This is a genomic window from Longimicrobiaceae bacterium, from assembly GCA_036375715.1.
Taxonomy (GTDB): Bacteria; Gemmatimonadota; Gemmatimonadetes; order Longimicrobiales; family Longimicrobiaceae; genus DASVBS01.
This window is the reverse complement of the sequence record DASVBS010000046.1, coordinates 18,386-41,081: the sequence shown is the minus strand read 5'-3', so window position 1 is coordinate 41,081 and position 22,696 is coordinate 18,386. Positions and strand designations below refer to the sequence as shown.

The 22,696-nt window shown below is 67.7% G+C and carries 18 protein-coding genes; 6 read left to right on the top strand and 12 right to left on the bottom strand.

Annotated features, from left to right (window positions below; all coding sequences use genetic code 11):
• Window positions 1–155: 155 nt before the first annotated feature.
• Genes VF167_09045 through VF167_09035 form a run of 3 tightly spaced genes read right to left on the bottom strand, consistent with a single transcriptional unit; the run spans window position 156 to window position 2,259 of the window.
• On the bottom strand, window positions 156–1,178 hold the full coding sequence (locus VF167_09045) for a 2-dehydro-3-deoxygalactonokinase (protein ID HEX6925565.1): 1,023 nt from the start codon (window positions 1,176–1,178) through the stop codon (window positions 156–158).
• A gap of 21 nt (window positions 1,179–1,199) precedes the next feature.
• On the bottom strand, window positions 1,200–1,736 hold the full coding sequence (locus VF167_09040; protein ID HEX6925564.1) for a hypothetical protein: 537 nt from the start codon (window positions 1,734–1,736) through the stop codon (window positions 1,200–1,202).
• 52 nt (window positions 1,737–1,788) lie between these two features.
• A complete protein-coding gene (locus VF167_09035) occupies window positions 1,789–2,259 on the bottom strand; it encodes a hypothetical protein (protein ID HEX6925563.1) in 471 nt (156 codons plus the stop codon).
• A gap of 288 nt (window positions 2,260–2,547) precedes the next feature.
• Between VF167_09035 and VF167_09030 the strand changes: the two genes are divergently transcribed.
• On the top strand, window positions 2,548–3,306 hold the full coding sequence (locus VF167_09030; protein HEX6925562.1) for a hypothetical protein: 759 nt from the start codon (window positions 2,548–2,550) through the stop codon (window positions 3,304–3,306).
• Between the two features lie 11 nt (window positions 3,307–3,317).
• Window positions 3,318–4,442 (top strand): hypothetical protein, encoded by a 1,125-nt coding sequence (locus tag VF167_09025; GenBank protein ID HEX6925561.1) that lies wholly within the window; start codon window positions 3,318–3,320, stop codon window positions 4,440–4,442.
• 144 nt (window positions 4,443–4,586) lie between these two features.
• Here VF167_09025 and VF167_09020 read toward each other — a convergent pair whose 3' ends face one another.
• From VF167_09020 to VF167_08990, 7 genes are all read right to left on the bottom strand, one after another.
• Entirely contained in the window at window positions 4,587–5,267 is a 681-nt protein-coding gene (locus VF167_09020) for a YceI family protein (protein HEX6925560.1), read from the bottom strand.
• Window positions 5,268–5,428: 161 nt separating this feature from the next.
• Window positions 5,429–6,265 carry a pentapeptide repeat-containing protein gene (locus VF167_09015; GenBank protein HEX6925559.1) on the bottom strand — a complete coding sequence of 279 codons (837 nt, stop codon included), beginning with the start codon at window positions 6,263–6,265 and terminating at the stop codon, window positions 5,429–5,431.
• 129 nt (window positions 6,266–6,394) lie between these two features.
• Window positions 6,395–9,541, bottom strand: a complete 3,147-nt coding sequence (locus tag VF167_09010) for a PQQ-dependent sugar dehydrogenase (GenBank protein ID HEX6925558.1) — start codon at window positions 9,539–9,541, stop codon at window positions 6,395–6,397.
• A gap of 140 nt (window positions 9,542–9,681) precedes the next feature.
• Window positions 9,682–10,518, bottom strand: coding sequence for a formylglycine-generating enzyme family protein (locus VF167_09005; GenBank protein HEX6925557.1), 837 nt, complete (start codon window positions 10,516–10,518; stop codon window positions 9,682–9,684).
• The gene (locus VF167_09000; protein HEX6925556.1) at window positions 10,515–11,339 is read right to left on the bottom strand and encodes a DUF1080 domain-containing protein; all 825 of its coding nucleotides are present in this window, start codon (window positions 11,337–11,339) and stop codon (window positions 10,515–10,517) included. The genes VF167_09005 and VF167_09000 overlap by 4 nt, the downstream gene beginning before the upstream one ends.
• The gene (locus tag VF167_08995) at window positions 11,336–14,161 is read right to left on the bottom strand and encodes a PQQ-dependent sugar dehydrogenase (GenBank protein HEX6925555.1); all 2,826 of its coding nucleotides are present in this window, start codon (window positions 14,159–14,161) and stop codon (window positions 11,336–11,338) included. Before VF167_08995 ends, VF167_09000 begins: the two co-directional genes overlap by 4 nt.
• Before the next feature lie 169 nt (window positions 14,162–14,330).
• Window positions 14,331–15,077 (bottom strand): SGNH/GDSL hydrolase family protein, encoded by a 747-nt coding sequence (locus VF167_08990; protein ID HEX6925554.1) that lies wholly within the window; start codon window positions 15,075–15,077, stop codon window positions 14,331–14,333.
• 357 nt (window positions 15,078–15,434) lie between these two features.
• On the opposite strand from VF167_08990, the gene VF167_08985 reads away from it, so the two are divergent.
• Window positions 15,435–15,839 carry a hypothetical protein gene (locus VF167_08985; GenBank protein HEX6925553.1) on the top strand — a complete coding sequence of 135 codons (405 nt, stop codon included), beginning with the start codon at window positions 15,435–15,437 and terminating at the stop codon, window positions 15,837–15,839.
• Window positions 15,840–15,936: 97 nt separating this feature from the next.
• Here the strand turns inward: VF167_08985 and VF167_08980 are convergent, their stop codons facing one another.
• Window positions 15,937–19,263 (bottom strand): HEAT repeat domain-containing protein, encoded by a 3,327-nt coding sequence (locus VF167_08980; protein ID HEX6925552.1) that lies wholly within the window; start codon window positions 19,261–19,263, stop codon window positions 15,937–15,939.
• 219 nt (window positions 19,264–19,482) lie between these two features.
• Between VF167_08980 and VF167_08975 the strand changes: the two genes are divergently transcribed.
• Both VF167_08975 and VF167_08970 read left to right on the top strand, forming a co-directional pair.
• Complete coding sequence (locus VF167_08975) at window positions 19,483–20,688, top strand: mandelate racemase/muconate lactonizing enzyme family protein (GenBank protein ID HEX6925551.1); 1,206 nt, start codon at window positions 19,483–19,485, stop codon at window positions 20,686–20,688.
• On the top strand, window positions 20,685–21,722 hold the full coding sequence (locus VF167_08970; protein HEX6925550.1) for an arabinan endo-1,5-alpha-L-arabinosidase: 1,038 nt from the start codon (window positions 20,685–20,687) through the stop codon (window positions 21,720–21,722). The genes VF167_08975 and VF167_08970 overlap by 4 nt, the downstream gene beginning before the upstream one ends.
• Before the next feature lie 24 nt (window positions 21,723–21,746).
• Here the strand turns inward: VF167_08970 and VF167_08965 are convergent, their stop codons facing one another.
• Window positions 21,747–22,145: a hypothetical protein gene (locus VF167_08965; protein HEX6925549.1), complete on the bottom strand. Its 399-nt coding sequence runs from the start codon at window positions 22,143–22,145 to the stop codon at window positions 21,747–21,749.
• Window positions 22,146–22,452: 307 nt separating this feature from the next.
• Here VF167_08965 and VF167_08960 point away from each other — a divergent pair, with 307 nt between their 5' ends.
• Window positions 22,453–22,686, top strand: a complete 234-nt coding sequence (locus VF167_08960) for a hypothetical protein (protein HEX6925548.1) — start codon at window positions 22,453–22,455, stop codon at window positions 22,684–22,686.
• The last annotated feature ends 10 nt before the right edge of the window (window positions 22,687–22,696 follow it).

Sequence of the window (22,696 nt, the reverse complement as noted above, 5' to 3'; positions counted from 1 at the left end):
CCCCGCGGATCTCGCGGGTCCCGCGTCGAACGGGGCGCGAACCCGCGCAGCCCGGACGCGGCCAGGCACAGCACGGGTTGTGGGAATTAGCTACCACTATAGGCCGCTCGTTACGATTTGAAAAGAGGTTCCGGCCACGATCTCGATATCGGGTATCAGGGCGAAGTCGGGGTACTACTCCGCTCGGCTCGTAGCCGTTCGGCCGCGATGAGGGCGAGCCCACGAGCCATCCCCTCTTCCACCTCCGCTGCGTCCACCAGACGCGCCTTCCGGCCCATTCGCTCGAGTACGCGCCCGACCCGCTCGGCGATCGGGCCGCCACCCGCCACCGCGACCGATCCGCGCAGCGGAATCTCCCGCTCGAGCCAGGGCAACGCGGAGCCTATGAACGCCCCCACCAGATAGGAGAGGCGCTGCTCCGGCGTGGATTCGGCGCGCTGCTCGAGCAGGCGCACGCAGAATAGCGCCCGCTCCAGCCCCGAGCCGCGAGCCTCGCGCAGCCCGCCCTCCACCCAGTCGGGATGCAGACGTTCGGGGCGCTCCGAAGGAACGGAGCCGGCGAGGAGGGTCTGGGTCTGGGCTGCGTGTAGCAACTCCCCGGTCAGCGCGGTGGCGCTGCGTGCGACCCGCCCGGCGGAGTCCAGGTGGATCACTTTCCAGTGTGATCCGAGGTTCAACAGGGATCCGCCCGCCGGGAGAATACCCGCGGCGTGCAGCCCTACGCACAGAGTCTCCTCCCCCCGCATGATGTCGGTCTGTCCGACGCGCTCCCGCGCCACCAACGGTTCCCCAGTCCGCACCCCCGGGACCAGATGCACCGTCAGGGCGCACAGTTCCGGCATGTTGCAGACTCGGACCGCCGCTGAGAGCTCCAGGAGCCCCGCCGGCGCCGGCAGATGCGGGACCTCCAGTAGCCCGTGATCGGAGGTGATCATCCCGGCCGCGACCAGGGCGACGGGTGGTGGTGCGGCCTCGGCCCCAGCCGCCGCGTCCAGTTGCTGGAGCAGCCTGCGCAGCACCTCGCACAGCACCTCCGGCCTGCCCGCAACGGCGGAGTCGCGGATTCCCACGCCAGCTTGCACTCGCTGGACGATGCGCCCGTCGACGATGCGCCAGACACGGGTGTTGGTCGTCCCCATGTCGACGCCGATGAAGCTGGCTCGCGCCCCGCCGTTCATCCTTCCCTGCCTCCCCCGCGCTCAGCGAATCTCCACGTACTGTTCGAGACGGGCGACCTCCTCCTCGTCCACGTACTTGCCGATCTCGCGCCGGAACTGCTCGATTGCCCGATACGGACGGTACTCCTTGAACTCGCCGAGCATCCGCTCGCCGATACCGGGGATCAGGAGGATCTCCTCGTCCGAGGCAGTGTTCAGGTCGATCCGCTTCCAGAGCCGACGGTAGACCTCTTCCCGCTGCGCTTCGTCCAGGCTGGTCGCGAGGATCGAGTCCACCTCCGTCATGTCAGTGAAAGGGCGCGCCGCGATCAGCGAGTCGGCGAGGGCAGCATCGATCCCGGGGATGGCGGTGAGCTGGTCGCGGGTGGCGGACTCGGGGTCGAGAAGCCCGCCGGCGGCGTCTTGTGCCGTGCTGGTCGTGTCGGCGTCGGTGGTTGCCATAGAGTCGACGGCGGTGTCGCCGGCCGCCGCATCGCCACCATCGGCGGCCTCTCCGCCGCAGGCAATGAGACCCACGAAGGAAATCGCGACCAGCGTCTTCGAGAGCAGTCGTTTCATTCGATCCTCCGATCGGTTTCTGGCGGAGAGACTTCCAGGGTGGAGAAAGAACCTACGCCCGCAGGCGCAGGAGAGGATGTCTATAGGCGAAGACGAGCCCCAGCAAACCGAGCTGGACCATTGCTCCCGGGGCGAGCGTGGGGGTCGCCCCGTGGAGCACCTTCCACAGCAAGTCGAAGCCGCTCGCCTGAGGGTCCATCTCCAGCTCGAACTCGCGGTTGCCGTCGTAGTGCAGGTAGATGCCCACCAACCCCACCAGGATGACGAGGACCATCAGCCCCCGGAAGAGGCGGAGCACGCGGGGCGACGGACGAAAGCCGAGCAGGAGACTGAAGACGAGAACGAGGGCGAGCATGACCAGTGGCATCCACTGGTACACGTTCTCGGTGTGCTCCAGCAGCAGGAGTTCCGCCACCAACCCGGCGGCGCCCAGGAAGATGAGCGCGAGGAGCAGCTGACGAATCGGTTCGCCCCTCGCGTCGACATCGCCCGCGGAGCTCGGTTGGACGTCCAGGGTGGTCACGAGTCGGCCTGAGAAAACGTTCTGATATCGAAGGTCTCGTTCCAAGCTCGTCCTGACGTCTCGAGACGGCTGCCCTTTCACGGCGAGCCGGCCACCGCTGCGCGGCGCCGCATGGCGGGCCCCGTAATGTACCGGCCGCAACGCATACAAGCTGGTCCTGGGGCACGTTGGCTGCAAGCTCCCGGCCCCGTCCCACGGAACTCTATCGAACTGCCAGCGGTACAGAGAGAAGCATTTCGCAGCGCCGGTGGCGCTCGGATTCCGCCGGTTGCTCCAGGAGGTCTCCTCATGCAGTTCTCCCTTCCTGTCCGCGGCGTCGCCGTGGGCCTTGCTCTCGCCCTCGCCGCCTCGGCCTCACCCTCCGAGGCTCAGACGGGACGCGGCTTCCTCTTCGACGAGCCCAACGTGATCCTCGGAGCGCGCGGGGGATTCGGCGTCGCCAGCGCAGGCAGCGACCTCTTTGATTTCGTGCGCCAGGAGCTGACCCTGAGCCGCGGCGATTTCAACGGCTTCTCGGCTTCCGGGGATGTCGGCGTCCGCGTCCTGCCCCGGCTCGATCTCGTGGCATCGGTCGGCTATGTGGGCTCCTCCGCCCGATCGGAGTCCCGGGATTGGGAGGGCGAGGACGACCTTCCGATTCTCCAGCGCACCGAGTTCCGACGCGTCCCCTTGACGGCGGGCGTGCGGCTCTATCCGCTCGCGCCGGGTCGCTCGGTCGGCCGTTACGCCTGGATCCCGGCGCGGTTGGTGCCTTACGTTGGCGCCGCTGCGGGCGGCATGTGGTATCGCTTCAGGCAGACTGGCGAGTTCGTGGACGAGTCCACGGACCCACCCATCATCTTCGAGGACGAGCTGGATTCCAACGGCTGGGCGCCCACCGCCGAAGCCTTTGCCGGCCTCGAATATACCATCACCCCTCGCATGGCCATAACCGGTGAGGGGCGTTATACCTGGGCGGAGGCGGAGCCCTCCGATGCGTTCGAGGGATTCGATCCGATCGACCTGGCGGGCTTCGTCATCACCGTCGGCGTCAGCTTCAGGCAATGAGGAGTGAACCGATGAACATCACGATCCGGAATCGTGCACTGACCGGCGGTGCGCTGGTCGCGGGCTTGCTCCTCATGGCTGCTGCGCCGGCGCCGGCGCAGCAGACGGCCGAGGGTCCGCGCTGGCAGGCGTGGATCGGGTGCTGGGAACCCACCGCGGACGCGGCGGCGCCTAGCGATGCGCCGGACGTCGACCGCAAGCTCTGCGTGGTGCCCACGGCGCAATCGGACGCCGCGGAGATGGTGAGCATCGCCGACGGCGAGGTCGAGTCGCGCTCGACCGTCCGCGCGGACGGCGAACAGCACCGGGCGGAGCGAGAGGGATGCACGGGTTGGGAGAGCGCCTCCTGGTCCGCCAACGGGACGCGCCTCTACCTCCGTTCGCAGTTCAATTGCGAGGGAGGACTCGAGCGCATCTCATCAGGCGTGATGGCCTTCGCCCCCGACCAGGAGTGGATCGACGTGCAGGCGGTCAGTGTCGGCGGGAACAGCGGTGTCCAGGTGGTCCGCTATCGACCGGCCTCCAACACCGCTGATCTCCCGGCTGAGATCCGCGCCTCGCTGGAGAATCGAACCCTCGCCGCGGATGCGGCGCGCATGGCCGCGGCCGCGCGGATCGGCCCGGACGACGTGATCGAGGCGTCCCGGAACCTCGACGCGACGGCCCTGGAGGCGTGGCTGGTGGAGCGGGACCAGAGCTTCACGGTCGATGCGCGCACGCTGACGCGCCTCGCGGACGCCGGAGTGCCGACGCGGGTGATCGACCTGCTCGTGGCACTCGCCTACCCCGAGGTCTTCGCGGTGGACAACTCCGCCCGCCAGGTGCCCCCACGCGTCGGCGGTCCGCGCGGACCGGTCTGGGATCCCTGGTGGGGGCCGGGTTACGGGTATTACCCGTATGGCCGGCGCTACTGGGGATGGTACGGGGGCTACCCCGGGGTAATCATCGTGCGGCAGCCGGACGGATCGAGGAGCAACGGAGGGAAGGCGGTGAAGGGTGAAGGCTATCGCCGGGGTGATCGCGGCGGCGCCGCCACCCAGCCCACCTCCCGCCCCAGCAGCGAGGGCTCCTCCGCCCGCTCCGGCGGCTCCGGGGGATCGAGCCGAGGCACGCGCACTGCTAAGCCGAAGGACTGAGGCGCAAATTACGAACTACGAATTACGAATTGGGGGCCGCGCCCGGGCTCGATTCTCGGCGCCACCCCCAATTCGAAATCCAAAATTCAAAATCCAAAATTGCCAGAAAGTAATTCGCAACTCGTAATTCGTAATTATCCTCGGCTATTCCGTCTCCCCCTCCCGCACCAGCGTAAAGTCGTATTCCAGCCGGATCGTGTCCGCCACGCTGAGGAGTACCGGTACCCTCGGCTGGGTCAGATTGAAGTCATCGAAGGTGAAGGCGGTGGAGGCGGAGCCGGTGATCTGCTGGCCGTTGAAGCGAGCCGTCACCTGCCAGGCGGTGGGCCGGGTCACGCCCTTCACCGTCAGGTCGCCGACCAGGTGAAGATTCGCGGTCCCGCTGGTCGGGAGCGCTCCGCTGAGCCCGTGCACCTCGGTGGGCACGAAGGTCACCATCGGATGCTGCTCGCCCTCCAGCAGCCGGCGCTGCACGTAGCCGTCCCGCCGATCCGAGTCGCTCTTCAGCGCCGTCACGTCCACCACGATCCGCGACTCCTCGCGCACGATCTTCCCGGACTCGTCGATTACGATGGCGCCGCTCACCTTGCTGGTCTCGCCAACGGCGTCGTTGGGTAGATCTCGCCCCACGAGCTGCTCCCGCACGCGATAGCGAGCCACGTTGCCGCTGGGAGCCACCGTCAGCCGTATGGGTGCCGCCGCGGCGTGAGACTCGATCACAGCTCGAGGCACAGCCGTGGTCGTGCGCGGCGTGGACCAGGCAAAGGCAGCGAGCGACAGGCTCGCCGAGAGGAGCAGCAGGACGTAGGACGGTTTCTTCAACATACCAGATCGAAGTGCGGGTGTACGCCGGGACGCGCGGACGCACTGCGCCTCCCTAAAAAGGCCGCCCCTCGCCGGAGGGGCGGCCCTGTCTTCTACAGGCGGGGTCGGTGCGACGTTGGTCGGGGCTGAGCGCCCGACTTCCTCACCGCGGTCTGACCCGCCTACCCGTTCAGGTTGTATGCGGTGCTCGTATCGAGACCGGATAGATCCGCATCCTCCAATTTCGCGTCGTCGAAGTCGGCCCGCAGCACGGTCGCGTCCCGAACCCGCGCGCGGCGGAGATCGCTACGCTCCAGGTCGGTCTCCGTCAGGTTTGCCCCGGTGAAGTCGCAGTCCTGCAGGTCGGCCTCGGCGAGACTGGCGCGCCGCAGCGTAGCCCCCGCGAAGGATGCGCGCGCGCAGGCAGCGCGGGTCAGGTCGGCGGTGGAGAGATCGGCGCCGGTCAGGTCCGCGCCCTCGAGCCGCGCGCGGCGTAGATTGACCCCATCGAGGTTCGCATTGACCAGCCGGGCGCCCGTGAAGTCGGCGGCGTTGAAGTTCGCCTCCCTGAGGACGGCGCCCTCCAGGTTGGCCCCGGAGAGATCCGCGTGCGCAAGGTTGGAGCCGAGCATCACCGCCCCAACCAGATTGGCCTCACGTAACACCACCGGTTGATCCGGGTTCGCCCCGGTGCGGAGGCAGTTAGCGTCCGTGAGGTTCGCGCCGGCGAGGTTGGCGCCCGTCAGATCGACCCCGGAGAGCCGCGTGTCGCTGAGGTTCGCACCGCTCAGGACCACCCCTCGCAGGTTGGCTCCCTGGAGGTTCGTCCCCTGCAGATCCATACCTGCCAGGGAGAGGCCGGTGAGGTCGACGCCGCTCAGATCCACACCGGCGAGGCTCCGCTTCTCTCCGACCGCCGCCTCCACCTCCGCCCGATTCATCGGCGTGGGCATCGCCACCCCCGCGGCGCCTCTACCGAAGAGCTGTCCAAGAGCCTGCTTGAGCTGTCCACTCGGCATGTGCACCTCCGCTGTTGATGACCGGGCGACCGGCTCGGCTTCAGCCGGCGATGACAGACTCGGACGCGTCTACTGCTCTATTGACGGATCGGGTTTTGGGTACGGATGCCTGAGCTCGAGCTCAAAACCTCATTCGGCCTCCGTTCCCGCGGCCCCGCCGGTCCCGCGCTGATCGAAGCGAAGCGATCGAATGCGCGCCGCAGGTGACCAGGGACCAACCAGCGGATCCTGCGTGCGTACAACGAGATAGAGGTCGTGCTCACCTTCGGCGGCTAGCGTCAGAGGCGCCTCGACCGGTGCCGCCATAGACGGTGCCGTCACCGATCCTGTCGCAATCCTCTCGCCATCAGGAGCTCCGGCGCGGAGCTCGAGGGTGATTTCGCCGCTCACCTCCTCCAGCGTCACCACCAACTGGGCCACGCCAGTGAGGTCGAGCGCGCCGAGGTGGAGGTACGCTCCGTCCGCCACCACGGCCAGCGGGCTTCCCTCGGCCGCGTTGGCCGAATCCGCCGGAGCCAGCATCCCCCACCGGTCTGCCACATCCGTGGCGCGAATCACGGGGGCATGAAGCACCACCTGTTGCCGCGCCTCCAGCGGGGGCGCTCCACTCGCCCCGCCATCGACGTAGGTCGCCGTGAGCACGTAGGCCCCGGTCTCTCCCGGCTGGTGCCGGTTGAGCGTCAGCATTCCTTCCGTCGGCAGGGTCTCTCCCGGAGCAACCAGGGAGAAGATGTAGCGGACGATCTCGGCCGCCACGTCCTCGCTCATATCCGGGTGGGCAGGCATCACCTGGTCTCCCCAGACCCCGCTCCCTCCCTCGATGATCTTGCGGACGAGGCGCTCTGCTGCAGTGTCCGCGCCAGCGTAGCGCTCGGCGACTCGACGGAAGCTCGGGCCCACGGAGGCCTCGTTGATCCCGTGGCACCCGCTGCAGTCACTTTGCTGGATGTAGGCCAATCCGGCCGGAGTCTGCTCGGTCTGATGGCCGACAGGCTCGGCGGCGAGCGGGATTCCCGGCTGGAACTCAAGAGCAACCCGCAGGCGCGTCGGGTCCGCTCCCTCCCCCAGCGTGCCATCTTCCGTGTCCCGAACCGAGACATGGTAGTTGCGCGTGGCGGCATTCCAGAAGAAGGACCGATTGCCCTCGAGGTCGATCGTCAGGACCGGCGGGTCGTTGCCGACCGTCACGGTAGTCGCCGCGGTGTCCGCGGCACCGGAGCCGTCGGAGACGACGAGCTGCACGACGTGCTCGCCGGCCTGCTCGAAGGTGCGCGTGATCGACTGCCCGGTGAGAGAGCTACCGTCGGCGAAGAGCCAGCGGTACTCCAGCCGGTCGTCCTCGTCCGGATCGGCGGAGCCCTCCGCGGAAAGGGTCACCTCGAGCGGAGCGGCGCCCTCCGCGGGACTGGCGGAGATCACCGCCCGCGGCGGCCGGTTGTCACGGTGGTAGACGATGCGGCTCAGCCGCGCCGCGGGATTCGGCGCGAACCAGAGCGGCCCGTACTCGAGCAGGTACAGCGAGCCGTCCGGACCGACCTCCAGATCCATGGGGTGATCGAAGGTCAGGTGCTCGAGAAACGGCTCCATGGAGACGTAGTCGCCGTTCTCGTCCAGCGTGGTGGCCATCATCCACCCACGGATCCAGTCGTAGTGGATGAACTTGCCGTCGTAGTAGTCGGGCAGGCGCACGTCGGAATCGCCGAACGGAGCCGTCCGGTACAGGGGACCGGCCATCGCGGTCCTTCCCCCTTCCCCGACGCGGGGAAACTCCTCGCTCCGCTCGTAAGGGTAGTAGATCATCGCCGGCTGCGCGGGGGGAAGCACGCGCGCTCCCGTGTTGTTGCGGGAGTCGTTGATCGGCCGCGCAGGATCGAAAGGCTCGCCCACCGTACCCGTAGCGAAATCACGATCGTGGTAGGCCTTGTTGTCGGCGATGAACAGAGGCCAGCCGAAGTTCCCTGCCTCCCGCGCACGATTCACCTCGTCGTAACCCATCGGGCCGGTGGTGCTGTCGGCTCGCGCGTCCGGTCCCACATCCCCCCAGAAGAGGTAATCACGCACCGGGTCGTAGCTGATCCGGTACGGGTTTCGGTGCCCCATGGTGTAGATCTCGGGGCGCCCCTGTTCCGGATCCGTGAAGAGGTTCCCCTCAGGGATCGTGTACGTCCCGTCCGGTTGCGGGCGAATGCGGATGATCTTACCGCGAAGGTCCTGCGTGTTCGCGCTGGACCGGCGCGCGTCCCACAGCTCCCGACCGGGCCGGTCGTCGAGAGGGGCGTAGGAGGTGGCGAAGGGGTTCGAGTTGTCGCCGAAGGAGACGAGCAGGTTGCCGTGACCGTCGAAGGTCATCGACCCGCCGGTGTGACAGCAACCGCGGTCGATGGGCACCTCGAGGAGCACGCGCTCGTCGCCGATGGCTTGGCCGTCGAAGGTAAAGCGCGCCACCCGATGACGGGCGTCGAGCGTATCGCCCACCGTGCGGGTGATGTAGATCCAACCGTTGCTGTCGAAGTTCGGATCCAGGGTGATCCCGATCAGCCCGTTCTCCTCCTCGGTGAAGACGTCGAACTGGTGGATCACCCGGTCACTGCCGGTTGCCGGATCGTACAGCTTCAGCGCGCCCTGCCGCTCGGTGAAGAACACCCGTCCGTCGGAGGCGACGGCGAGCTCCGTCGGCTCGTTCAGCGTTCCCTCCACCAGAATCTGCTGCTCGAAGCGGCTGGCGTCAGGCACACGCTCGGACTCGATTCGTCCATAGCGCGGTTCGCCGCCGGCGGCCAGCGCGAAGCCCTCCCTCAGGCGCTCGAGGAAGCCCTGGTCCTGCCAGTCCTCTGGCTGCGTACCAGAACGGATCAGATACACGTTTTCCGCGGCTTCCACCGGACCCTCGGGGCCCGCGGCAATCGAGTCCAGCCACGGCCAGGTGCGAGCCGGCTTCGCTCCGATGAACAGGAACCCGCCGCCAGCCTCGATGAAGCGGCGCAGGTCAGCCTGCGCACGATGGGTCAGCTCGTCGGCCGAGGTGTTCAGGAGGACGAAGCCGCGATAGAGGGCCAGGCTGTCTTCCGTGACCACCGCCGGATCGCTGCTCATCCGCAGCTCCACGTCGTTGCGACTCGCCTCCTCCGCGAGCACGCCAACCATCTCACGCGTCCCCGCATCAGGGGAGCCGAAGACGAGAACACGGGGCTCGGCCCGAGAGCGATCGCAGCCGAGCAGGAGAACGAGAATCGCGGCCAGCAGAAAGCGGCCGGCAGATAGGGACGGAAGTCTCATCGGCTTCTGACGGGCTTCAGGAAAAGGGGGAGTAGCTTCCGATGAGGCGTTCGGAAGGCCACGTTAGGTTGGGACGAGCGGCGGTCGTTGTCCAGAGCGGACACGCCGTATCCAGAGCAGGCCAGTGGCGATCGGGTGCGTCAGTGGGCCTCGCGGACGAGGCGGAGACCGACGTCGAAGCCGTTACCAGGACCTCCGGCGTGCGTGAACCAGGTGGCGTTCTTCACGTCGGAGAGGAAGCTGCCGCCCCGCAGCACGTGGGTGGCACCTTCCGTTGGCGGCTCCGGGTCGGGGAAGACTCTACCGTTGTAGAAGTCCGCCACCCATTCCCAGACGTTGCCGAGCATGTCGTACAGCCCCCAGGCATTCGGTGCCTTCCCGCCCACCGGTTGCGTAGTCCCCTTGTCGACCAGGCCGATCCAGGCACTCGCCCGGATCTCCTCCCAGCTTGGCTCGCGATCCATCCCGGCGCGGGCCGCGTATTCCCACTCGAATTCGGTGGGAAGCCGGTAGTCGGCCTCGGGATCGAGCTCGCTGAGGCGCTTGGCGAAGGCGAGCGCCTCCTCCCAGGTCACGCTCTCCACCGGGTGCCTGCCGGAGCCTCCCTCTATCCGATCGCCCTGGAAGAAGGAGGGATTCGACCCCATCACCTGCCGCCACTCGTCCTGCGTCACTTCATAGCGGCCGATGTAGAAAGGCTCCTGGATCGTTACCGTGAATCCTGGCGATGCCTGACGGTTCACGATCTCCCGACAACGGCGATAGTCCTGCTCGGTCCACGCGGTGCGCGGATCCGCATCCGCCTGCGGGTCCGGCTCCGCGCAGGTGGGTTGAAAGCGCCCAACGACCATGCTCCCCGGCTCGATCCGCACGAACTCCATGCCGAGCTGGTTGGTCACCACTCGCTCCTGGCCGGCTCCGTTCGCGACGACCAGGAGAATCAAAAAGAGCGCAGCGAGAAGCGACCGACCGATCATGGCAGCTCGCGGATCCAGACGTTGCGGTAGCGGTGCGCCGCGCCCGGGCGCCACGAGCGCTCGCAGCAGCTTCCACCAGGCACCGGCGAGTAGGTGCTGCTCCAGTGCACCTGCAGCCCGATGTGCCCCTCACGCGCCCCGACGACGTGGTCGTTTCGCTCCGCCACCACGTCCCACATCAACGTCTCGTTCACCCAGAGGGTGATCCTGGGGACTTCGCCCTGGACGCGCAGGCGGAAGGAGTTCCAGCTCCCCTCCTTCCACACCTCCCTCAGCCGTTCCGCCCGGGCGTCGGTGGTCACCCTCAGCATCTCCCCCAGCAGGTTGCCGGTTCCGCCGAGGCCGGCGCCCTCCACCTCGATCTGGTACGCCGAGCCGCTCTCCGTGGAGCGGAAGAAGATGCCGCCGTTGGTGCCCCGATCCGGGAGGACCTCCAGGTACAGCTCGAAATCGCCGTACTCGCGGTCCGTCAGCAGCACGCCCCCCTGGCCGTAGGGGTTCTGCCGCAGGACAATCGCTCCGTCCTCGACCCGCACGTCGGGGGTGGTGCCCTGGTGAGAGGTCCGGCTGACGTGCCAGCCGTTCAGGGTGCGCCCGTCGAAAAGCGAAACGAATCCCGGCGGGGCCGACGCAGGCGGGCGGACCGACGGAGCGCACGCGGCGAGGCCGGCGCTCCAGCAGATGGTAACGATCGCGGTTGCCCTCGCACCCGTCCGGGCGGCGCATCTACAGCCCCGGACCGCTCGTCCAACAGCCCGCGTGGCGCGTTCGCCCGCGCCGGCGCTACGGAAGCAACGGGTGAACCGGCGCAGAACACTCACTGGCCCGGCTCTCCCCTGAGGAACTCAATCGAACGGAGCAGCATGAGGGCGTCGGTTTCCCGTGCGTCAGGATTGCGGAAGACGATGTAGACGTCGTGCAATCCCGTCGTGGCCCGGATGGGGATGCGGGTCGGCGGCTCCAGGTCAGCGCCGAGCACCATCCCCGCGGACGGCGCAGCCTGCCCCGGATCCCCTCTCGGTGCCGGCGGCGGCGGCGGCACGAGCTCCACCGGGCCACCGATGAGCGATCCGTCGACGGCGTCGAGCCGCACCTCCATGCTCCCGCCAATGAAGTGCGACCAGGTGTAGAAGCGGGTCAGCGCCCCGACCTCGATCGCTCCGATCCCCTCCAGATCGACCCCGCGGAAACCAAGGTGCGCCCCGTCGGCATTGATGATGAAGCCAGGGTCGTTGGTCGACGGTGTGAAGGAGGTCCCCTCGGATATCGAATCCGCTTCTTCCGGCGCGAAGCGCGGATAGCGGAGCAGGATCGTCTGCGCCTCCCGGATCGGCGCCGCACCGGGCGCACCCTGATCGGTATAGCTCGCGCGCAGGAGGTAGGCCGAGCCCGGACGGGCGGGCTCACCCGGATCGAGCACGACCGACCCCCTCGGCGGAATTGGCAGCGGCCCCGAGGCTTCGTCGCCCAGGGAGAGCACGTACTCCGCAAGCGTTCGAGCCTGCGCCGTGCTCAGCCCCGGGTGGGCGGGCATGGGCACATCCCCCCAGACCCCGCTCCCTCCGGCGATGATCTTCTGCGTCAGATACGGAATCGCCTGGGGATCCTCGCGGTAACGCTCGGCCACCTGGCCGAACGCGGGGCCGACCAGAGGCGCGTCCACGCTGTGACAGGCAGCGCAGTCACTCCCCGCCATGATCCCCTCGGCCCGCGCCTTCCGCATCGATACCGTGGCCGGCACGCTGTCGATCCCTTCGAGATCCTCGCCACTGATCCCCGAGGGCAGGAACTCCAGCGTCACGTCGACCGCCGCCGCCGCGATCCCGCCCTGGCTGAGGGACCCATCCTCCTGGTCCGCGACGTCGACGGTGTAAGCGATCGTATCGCCGACGAAGTAGAAGCTGCGGTTCCCGGCGGTGATCGTCAGGTCCACCGAGGGCGGCTCGTTGCCCGCCAGGATCACCAGCGAGGCGGTGTCGCTCGCTCCCCCCGGGTCCGTGCCAACGAGGCGCACGCGGTACTCGCCGGGCTCCGTGAGGGTCAGCTCCGGACGCTCGCCGCGCAGGGAGGGCGAAGCGCCGGAAGCCGTACCCGGAGCGGTCAGCTCCCAGTCAAACGAGAGCTCGTCGCCATCGGGGTCAACGGTGCCCGCCGTGGACAACGCCACCCGCAGCGGAACGGCGCCCGCCGTGCGATCCGCCGCCAGCGTCACGACCGGTGGACGATTCCCGGCATTGTAGGAGATGCGGGAAAGTCGACCGCTCGGAGCCGCCCCGTACTCCAGCACGTACAGGTCGCCCAGCGGCGAGAAGCGCATGTCGATGGGCATGTTGTAGCGCTCCCGGGGCAGGAAGCGCTCCATCGAGACCACCCGCGTCAGCTCGTCGTTCAGCCGCAGGACCATGATCCAGTTGCGGACGAAGTCCACTACGAACCAGCCGCCCTCGTAGTAGTCGGGGAACGGGCGCGGAGCATCGGCGAAGTCCGCCTTGCGGAACACCGGTCCGCCCACGGCCGCCCGTCCGCCGCTGCTGAGTTGCGGAAACTCCTCCGAGACCGCGTACGGGTAAGCGAGAACCGCCGGTTGCGCCGGCGGAAGGTCTCGCAGCCCGGTATTGTTGGGCGAGAGGTTCTGCGGATGCTCGGGATCGAAAGGGGGGCCGTAGGTGCCCGTCTCTCGATCGTAGCTGTTGTAGGCGAGGTTGTACCCGATGAAGTACGGCCACCCGAAATTGCCCGGTCCGGTGGCCACGTTGAACTCGTCGTAGCCCCGCGGGCCAATTCCTGCCGAATCGCGCCCAGCGTCGGGTCCGATCTCGCCCCAGTGAAGCGACCCGCGCTCCGAGTCGAAGGAGATCCGCCACGGATTGCGGTTCCCCATGGTATAGATCTCCGGACGAGTTCCGGGCGTGCCCGGCGGAAATAGGTTGCCCTCCGGGATCGTGTAGCTGCCGTCCTCCTCCGGGTGGATGCGGAGGATCTTGCCTCTGAGGTCGTTGGTGTTGGCGGCGGTGCGCTGTGAGTCCTCGCGGCGCCCGCCCGGCTCCGTCCAGTGGATGGGTGTGTACTGGGTGGGGATGGAGTTCTCGCCGACTGCCAGCAGGAGATTCCCGGTTCCCGGCTCCCAGGCCATCCCCCCGCCCATGTGCGAGGCGACATCGTGCTCCCAGCTCAGCAACACCTTCTCCGAGCTCGGATCGAGCATTCCGTCGGGGCCAAGATTGAACCGGGAAAGGCGGGCGATGCGCTCGTCGCCGGCCGCCGTGTAGTAGAGGAAGAGCCGCCGGGTCCGCTCGAAGTCGCGGTCGAGCAGGATTCCCAGCAACCCGCCCTCACCGTCCGTGAAGACGGGAATCTTGCCGAGGGTGACGTTCTCCCCCGTCTCGGGGTCGATCCGCCGCAACCCCCCGGTGCGCTCGATGACGTAGACCCGGCCGTCCGCATCGAAATCCATCGCCATCGGCTCGTCGAGCCCCTCCGCCACGAAGGTGCGGGTGAAGCGGCTCTCTTCCGGCGCTTCGCCGCCGGCTTGGGCCACACGCGAACGATCCCGGCAGCCGATGAGCACCGCTGGCAACAGCAGAGCGGCACAAAAAGGGCGCAGCGCTCGCATCGATTGCCGGAAACAAGGGATCACGATCATTCTCTGACGTTGCGGTTCACCACGGCCGGCGCCTCGGCCGGCCCATCCTCTTTCTACCCATCCACATACCGGCCGGACGCGACGATGATCCGGTACCCGGCCCCCCTCGTCTGCCGATGAGACAGCCGCAGACGCCCCATGCGCCCGCGTAGCTCCCGAACCGCAACCGTTACTGCGACCGACCTGCGCGCTTGGCGAGTGCCTTGGCGATGGCTTCCTCAGCGAGCCGCGCCATGATCTGGTAGCCGGCCTCGGTCGGGTGCACCCCGTCCCGCGCTAGCTCCGGGGAAAGGCCGAGCTCGTCGTTGACCATGGCGGAATGGTAGTCCAGGTAGACGAAGTCGTTCTCCTCCGCGTACTGCTTCAGCCACTCGTTGATGGCCACGATCTTCGGGCCGGGGTTCAGGCCGGGACGCCAGGGATAGTCGGAGGCGGGCAGGATGGAGGAGAGGACCACCTCGATCCCGTGGGCACGGGCAAGCTCCGCCATGGAAGCCAGGTTCCCCTGGATCATCTCCGGGGTGGATGGGCCCGTGTTCCCCGCGATGTCGTTCGTCCCCGCGAGAATGACCACCACCGCGGGCTTCAGGTCGATCACGTCCTGGCGGAAGCGCACCAGCATCTGCGGCGTGGTCTGACCGCCGATCCCCCGTCCGATGTAGGGCTTGCCGGGGAACTGCTCGTCGAAGTAGCGGGCCCACCCCTCGGTGATCGAGTTCCCGATGAAGACCACCCGCTGCTCTCCCGGCTTCGGATCCCCCAGAGCCGCGTTCTCCTCTCGATAACGCGCGAGGTTCGCCCAGTCGTTCAGCAGCCTTTCCTGCCGTGCGCGGGCTTCCGCGTCCTGATCGCGGGCGGGCTCCTGACCTCTCAGAGGGGTCGCCGAGCAGAGCGCCGCGAGGAGAGTCAGAACCATCGTGATTCGCTGGATTGGAGCCATAGGACGTTCCCGGAAGGAGATGGGGAGCAGATCACGCGGGCGCCTCCGCTGAAGCTGGGGGCTTCGCCCTTCGGACGGAGACACCCGGGCGCAGATCACTCGGAATAGCCGATAGGATACGATGGCGCGACGCCGTCGGCGAGCACTTCACCTCCAGTGGCGCCCAACTTGCCATAGGCTGTGGAAGCTCAGGACGGTCGCAGACTTGGGCCGTCCCGCGAGAACCGTGTCCAGGAGATGATGCTTACCGTCCACCCATCCACCCCTTCCCCGATACGCCGATCGGCGATGCCGAGTCGCCGTGGCGATCCGGGAAGCCGTACGGAGGAGCCGATGAGCACGCCCACGGTATCCAACCCCCTCGAGGTCGGGAGGAACCGCCGGATTCGCAGGATCCGCCTCCCCGATCGCTTCTACCTCCCCCGCAGACTTCCGAACGGACTCAAAGTGCGCGACGTCATGCCGTGGCGAAACGCCGTCGAGTACATCACCGACGGTGAAGCCATCGGCATGCGCATGCACGACGGCGAGATCCTCTGGATCAAAGGTCGCCAGGAGGCTCTGCTCGAAGCTTTCCGGGAGGATTTCGAAGGGGTGGACCTTCATTGCCTCCTCCGCGGGCTGCAGGAATACACCCGCTTACATCCCCGTCTCAAATACCTGTGGCAGGAAGATATCGCCGCGCTGGAGGACTTGCTGGCGGAGCGCGAAGAAGAGAGTTGGCGTCGACGGGATTGACCCGTCCAAACGCCAGCGGCACTGGCGATTCGAAGCCCCGGCGGGTGCCCGCCGGGGCTTCGCGATTTACTCCTGGTGCCAGCAACGCTGCCCCGCGCTATTGAAGCTGGCTCAGGAACTCCACCACGTCGCGGATCTCGCGCCGGGTGAGGATCTGGCCCATCGGAGGCATCGCGGAAGGCGAGCCCTCCGTGCCGAACCCGGGAGCGATCCTCGCACTCGGAGCAACGAGCGCCTCGAGCAGCTGCTGCCGGCTCAGCCTGGAGGCCACCCCGCGCAACGGGGGTCCGACGTTAGCCCCCGCCGCGTTGCCGGTGATGCTGTGGCAACGGGTACACTGCGCAGCGGGATTCTGGAAGACGACCCGCTGGCCCGCGCGGGCATCCCCGCCGTGCAACGCGTCCCCGTATTCGACGAGCGGATCGCCGCTCGCCTTTCGCTCGGCGTCGTACTGGTCCAACTGCGCGATCAAGGGCTGGTGCCCGGTCGCCCGAGCTGCCTCGGCCACGTCGAGCTGGATCCCCGGGTCCACCCGGCCCGCGATCAGATCGTTGACGAGCTGTGTGAGCGCCTCTCGGGCGCTCTCCCCCTCGAGCTCGCCGAGCGCCGCGAGCGCCGCCTGCTTCTCCGCAACGCCCCCCTCGCGTACCACCGAGGTGAGCAGCTCCACCTTGGTATCCTCAGGGAGGTTCGCCTCGGTCAGAGCGGTCAGCGCGGCCATCCGGACGCGCGTCTCCTCGTCCGTCAGCGCCGTGCGAACGGCGTCGCCGAGCCGCGGATCTCCCAGCCGCTGCAGCGCCTCGATGGCGGCGATCCGGACTTCGAGTGTCTCTCCGGACTGCGCCTTGGTCAGCAGCTGCGGGGCCGCCTCGATCACCCCCAGGCGGCCGATCGCTTCGGCGAGCGCCACCTCGATCACGGCGTTGCCGGAATCGAAGAGCGGCTCGATCAGGCGGGTGAGGGCATCGCGCGCGATGGAGGTGTCCCGCTGCACCGCACCGATGTGATAGCCGTCTACCCGGTCGAGGATCGACGGGGCGGGCCAGACACCGAGCACCGCCACCGCCTCGGCGCGGAGGGAGTCCGGCGCGTCTGTCCGCAGGGCGTAGTCGGCGACGCGCTGGGCGGCCTCGGCGCTGCCCAACCGCAGGTTGGCGTTGATCGCCCGCCGCAGGAGCGGCTCGCTGGTGAACCGGGTTTCCTCTAGCGCGGCGGCCAGCGCCGGGAGCGCCCCCTCGATGCCGCCGTCGTCGTTGATCGCCCGCGCCGCCTCCGTGACCACGTACTCATCCTCGTCCTGCATGAAGCGGGCGATCGCAGGATCCTTCATCCGCCGCAGGGCGATGACCGCCGCCACCCTCACCGCGCGCGACGGATGGTCCGCCAGTGCCGCGAGCGCATTCGCGTCACCGATGCGCGCCAGGGCGGTCGCGCCGGCCTGGCGGAGGTAGACGTCCTCGCCGTCATTCTCGGCGAGCATCTGCACGATGGGCTGCACCGCCGGGCGGTAACCGATGCGCCCCAGCGCCTCCGCGGCAAAGAACCGGGCGCGCGGTGCCGGGTCGGCGAGCAGGGCGACGAGCTGGTCTGCGGCCTCCGCATAGCGGACGTCTCCCAACAGCTTGGCCGCCTGGGCCCGTATCTCCCCGTCGTCGTCCTGCAGGAAAGGCACGAGCTTCTGCGCGTGCGACAAATCGCGACGGGAGAGCTGTCCGATGCCCCACAGGGCGTGGATGCGGGCGAGCTGGTTGTCCGACTCGTTCGCCACTGCGAGCAGCTCCTCCGCCGCGCCGCGGTCCACCAGGTGGAACTGGGCCTTCAGGCGCACCCGCATATCCTCGTGCTCGAGGAGCTGCACCAGCTCGTTGGTTGGCCGGTCGGTGAACGGCTCGGCGATGAGCTGCTGCGTCTGCCGGCGAATCTCCGAATTCGCGGTGGCCGGGGTATCCAGCTTCCAGACGCGGCCGCTGTCATTCGGCGCCCACCCGTTGGTCCAGTCCGTCAGATAGAGGGCGCCGTCGGGCCCGAAATTGATGCCGACAGAGAGGACGCCGCGCACCACCTCTTTGTCCTCGCCGAGCTCAAAGCCGGCCCCCTTCGGCTCCAGCGTGAAGCCGTTGACGCGGGCGTTGCTGGGCGAGCCCGGGAAGATGGTGACGAAGAAGTGGTCATCCCACTCGTCGCTCAGCGCCGTACCCGGGTTGTAGGCGAAGCCCGACGGACCCGGATGATACGAGGCGATGGGCGGGGTGATGTAGGCCGCCTGGCCCTCGAAACGCGGGCGGTACAGCCCCTCGTCCATCCAGACCTTGTAGGTGTTGTTGTCCGGATCGACGTACTTACCGAACTGCCAGTTGATCCGCCAGCCGGCGTCGGAGCCCTGGGTGATGTAGACCACCCGCTCCGACTCACCCGGGTGATCGCCGTCATTGTCCACCGAGATGAGGTTGCCGTACTTGTCGAAGGCGAACTCCTGCGGGTTGCGCAGCCCGGTCGCAAACAGCTCCATGTTGCTGCCGTCGGGCTCCGCCCGGATGATGGCGCCGCTGTTGGTGTTGACGAGGCGTTCCCCCTCCGGAGTGGTGTAGCTGAGGCCGAGGTCGCCCATCTTCCAGTAGAGCCTGCCGTCCGGGCCGATCACCGGGCTCGAGAGGCCGTGGCCACCGAAGCCGATGTGAATACCCGAACCGTGGGCGATGGATTGTCGGGTATCCATCACCCCGTCGCCGTCCTCGTCGCGCAGGCGCCAGATGTCGGGCGAGAGGGTGAGGATGAGCTGGTCGTCGTAGGCGAGGATGCCATGCGCGACGTCGGAGATCACGTCGTTGAAGCCCTCGATGACCTTCTGGGAGAAGTCGGCGACGCCGTCTCCGTTGCGGTCCTCGAGGCGGTAGACGCTCTCCTTGTGGACGGTGAGATCGCGCCAATCCCGCGACCCGTCGCCGTTGTAGTCCTCGAGCCACTCGTTCTCCGCGCTGCGCTCGGGCGCGAGCTCGCGCATGTAGAACCGGCGCTTGTCCTCGACATCGGTGAAGGTGATCGACTCCACCATCCAGTCCTGGTGCCCGCGGATATCGATCTCCGCCTGATCCGTGCGGCTCGTCCGGGTCACGAAGGCTCGTCCCAGACTATCGATGGAGATGGCGATCGGATCGGCAATGAGCTGCTCGGACGCCCAGAGGCTCAGCTCCAGTCCGTCGGCCACCTGTGCGTTCACCGCCTGTTCCGCTGCGGCGGCCGCCTGCGCGGCCTGGGGGGAATCGAGGGTGACCACGGAGGCTTCGAAGGGTGGGACCTCCTCGACCGGGGCCATTCCCTGCCGCTCCGCATCGGAGCCGGTACAGGCAGTGCCCAGGAGAAAGCTCAGAAAGAGCCCGGCGCCGGCGCGTACGCCGAACCGTGCCTTGCGGCTGACTTGCTGCACGGTGGTCCTCATTCTGGTGGGTAAGCGGAGTGGATGACGAACGAGGCGCCCGTGTGGGAGAGGCGCCGCGCCCGCACGATAGCGCTGGCGGCGTGGCCGCTGCAAGTTCAGCTTGTCCGGCGGTTCCTTTTCATGGGCACGCGATCGTCACCTTCCGGACGTAGTCTGTTGTCGTCCACGCCGCCCTTCCCGGGGATCGCAACCTCCAACCGTCGCCTCATGATCATCACGAACGTGGTTCCCCTGGTGCTCGGCACCCCCTGGCGAAACCTCGTGTTCCTGAAGCTGGAGACCGACGAAGGCCTCACGGGAGTCTCCGAAGCGCGCAGCGTGAACCGCACCGAAGCGGTGCTCGCCTACCTGGCGGCCGCGAGCGGACGCTACGTGATCGGCAGCGATCCTTTTGACGTGGAGCGGCTCGTTCACCGCATGTTTCACGGGGATTTCGCCCGCGTCGCCGACATCGCCGGAATGGGGATCGCCCTGGTGGAGATGGCCTGCTGGGATCTCATGGGTAAAGCGCTCGGCCAGCCGGTATATCGCCTCCTCGGAGGCGCCGTCCGCGACCGCATCAAGGCCTACGCGAACGGCTGGTATACGGTCGAGAGGACCCCGGAGGAGTTCCACGCGGCAGCCCAGCGCGTGGTGGAGCGGGGCTATCGCGCGCTGAAGCTCGACCCCTTCGGCGCCGGCTTCTACGAGCTGGAGCGCCGGGAGGCGCGGCTGGCGACCTCGCTGGTGGAGGCGGTGCGGGATGCGGTGGGGCCGGACGTGGAGATCCTGATCGAGATGCACGGACGCTTCAGCCCGGCGGCGGCCGCCTCCATTGCCCGCCAGCTCGCCCCCTTCGAGCCGAGCTGGATCGAGGAGCCCGTGCCTCCCGACAACGCCGACGCGCTCGCCAGGGCGGCGAGGAAGATCCGCATCCCTATCGCCACGGGGGAGCGCGTCCACACCCGCTACGAGGTCAGGGACCTGCTCGAGCGGGGCTGCGTGGACGTTTTGCAGACTGACATCACCCAGTCGTGCGGGCTACTGGAGGGGAAGAAGATCGCGGCGATGGCGGAGGCCCACTACGTCACCTTCGCGCCTCATAACGTGGGCGGACCTCTGAGCACCGCCGCCTGCCTGCACCTTGCCGCCTGTACTACCAACTTCCGCATCCAGGAGCACTTCAACGACTTCGTCGATCCGTGGGTGAAGCAGGCGGCCACCGGGCCGGGCTACCCCGAAGTGGTGGACGGCTACTTCCCGATTCCCGGCGGGCCCGGGTTGGGAGTGGAGCTGAACGAGGATTTCATCCGCGAACACCCCATGCAGAGCTATCACTTCGATCTCTTTCGCGAGGAGTGGCACCGGCGCCAGGGCGGCGCTCCAGAGGCGGGGACGCCCGCGCCGCGGTCGAGGGGGCGGGAGGGCGTATGAGGCCGCGCCTGTGTTCGGCCTCACGCGCGAGTGTGTGGTCGATTCTGGCAGCGCTGGTCCTGCTCTCCTCCGCCGGAGCGGCGCCCCTCGCGGCCCAGCGGGGCGACATTCGGGTGCACGATCCCGCCATCATCAAGGCGGGCGACACCTACTACATCTTCTCGACCGGGCGGGGCATTCCCATCAAGCGGTCCGAGGACCTCGTGACGTGGGAGGACGCCGGTCGGGTGTTCCAGGAGGCGCCAGCGTGGATCCGCGAGGTCGTTCCCGAGTCACGCGGCAGCCTCTGGGCGCCCGACATCTCCTACTTCAACGATCGCTACCATCTCTACTACTCGGTCTCCAGCTTCGGTAGCCAGCGCTCGGCGATCGGTCTGGCGACCAACGTGACGCTCGATCCGCTGGACCCGCGTTATCGCTGGGAGAACCACGGCCCGGTGGTGACCTCCGAGCCCGGCGTGAGCACCTTCAACGCGATCGATCCCAACCTTGCGCTCGACGCGGACGGTCAACCGTGGCTGAGCTGGGGATCGTTCTGGGGCGGGATCAAGATGCGCCGGGTCGACCCGACGACCGGCCTGCTCTCAGAGACGGACACGACTCTCTATTCGGTCGCGTCACGTCGGGGGCCGGCGGTGACACAGGGGCCGAACAACCGGCAGGCGCTGGAGGCGCCGTTCATCGTGCGCCGCGGGGAGTACTACTACCTTTTCGCCTCGTACGACATGTGTTGCCGCGGCATCCGCAGCAGTTACAACATCCGGGTCGGGCGCTCCAAGCAGATCACCGGACCCTACGAGGACGAGCGCGGCGAGCCGATGCTGAGCGGCGGGGGAGAGGTGCTGCTTTCGTCGATGGGACGGGTGCGGGGGCCGGGGCACAACTCGATCCTGCAGGAAGGCGAGCAGTACTACCTCGTCCACCACTTTTACGATGCGGAGGACGAGGGCCGCTCGAAGCTGCAGATCCGGCCGCTCACCTGGAAGGAGGATGGCTGGCCGGTGGCCGAGGAGCCGCTCTCTCCACCCGAGTGAGGGCGGCCCGTCTCCACCCCGGCGCTATCCTTCCTGGTTCTGATCTCCGCCGCGATCCCGGTTCCGCTCGAACTCGCAGGGAACCAGGTTGCCGTTGTCGTTGAACCCCCGGAAGTCCCACAGCCAGCATTCACCGGGGCGATTGGGCACGACTGCGACTCCACGGGCTGGTCCCTCGATACCCCCGCCGATCGTCTCGGCATAGAGCCGGACCTCGCCTCCGCCACTTCCCACGCGGCTGCACTGGCGATCACCGCTCGGCACGTTGTGCGTGCGACCGAAGACGTCGCTCCACACTCGTAGCGTTCCCATCACGGTGTTGTTGATTACACACACCGTCACGTCGTTCGGGTTGGACCGGCGGAAAGGAGAGCACGCCGCCACCAGCAGCACGGCCACGGTGAGTAGGAGCGAAAAGCGCACGATGCACCTCCTCGCTGATTTCGAGTGAGGGCCGGATGGCCGCGGAGCCGGCGTGCTGCGGCGGATCCAGCTCGATTTCGCCCATCGGCTCGCGTCAAGACTCACGCCAGAACTCTGCCGGCGCGCGAGCGCAGGTCGAGTGGTGACGTGGCGATGGTGTCGAGCGACTACTGGGGAGAGGCGGCTTGCCGCGCATCGCACTGAAATTCATCTTGCGGTTCGGCGAACCCCGTACCGCCGCCCCCTATGGTGCGATCAATGCAGACTCCTGATCCGGCGTCGTTATCTCCCCTACCAGGAGGTCGTCATGGCCAGTTGTGAGGTCTGCGGCAACGACTACTACCTCTCCTTCGAGGTGATCACCGCCGGGAATCGCCACGTATTCGACAGCTTCGAGTGCGCGATTCACAAGCTGGCCCCGGTCTGCAACCACTGCGGCGTCAAGATCACCGGGCACGGGATCGAGGCGAACGGAACCTTCTACTGCTGCGCGCACTGCGCCCGGCATGAGGGAGTCGAGGCGGCGGTAGATCACGTCTGACGCCCCATTT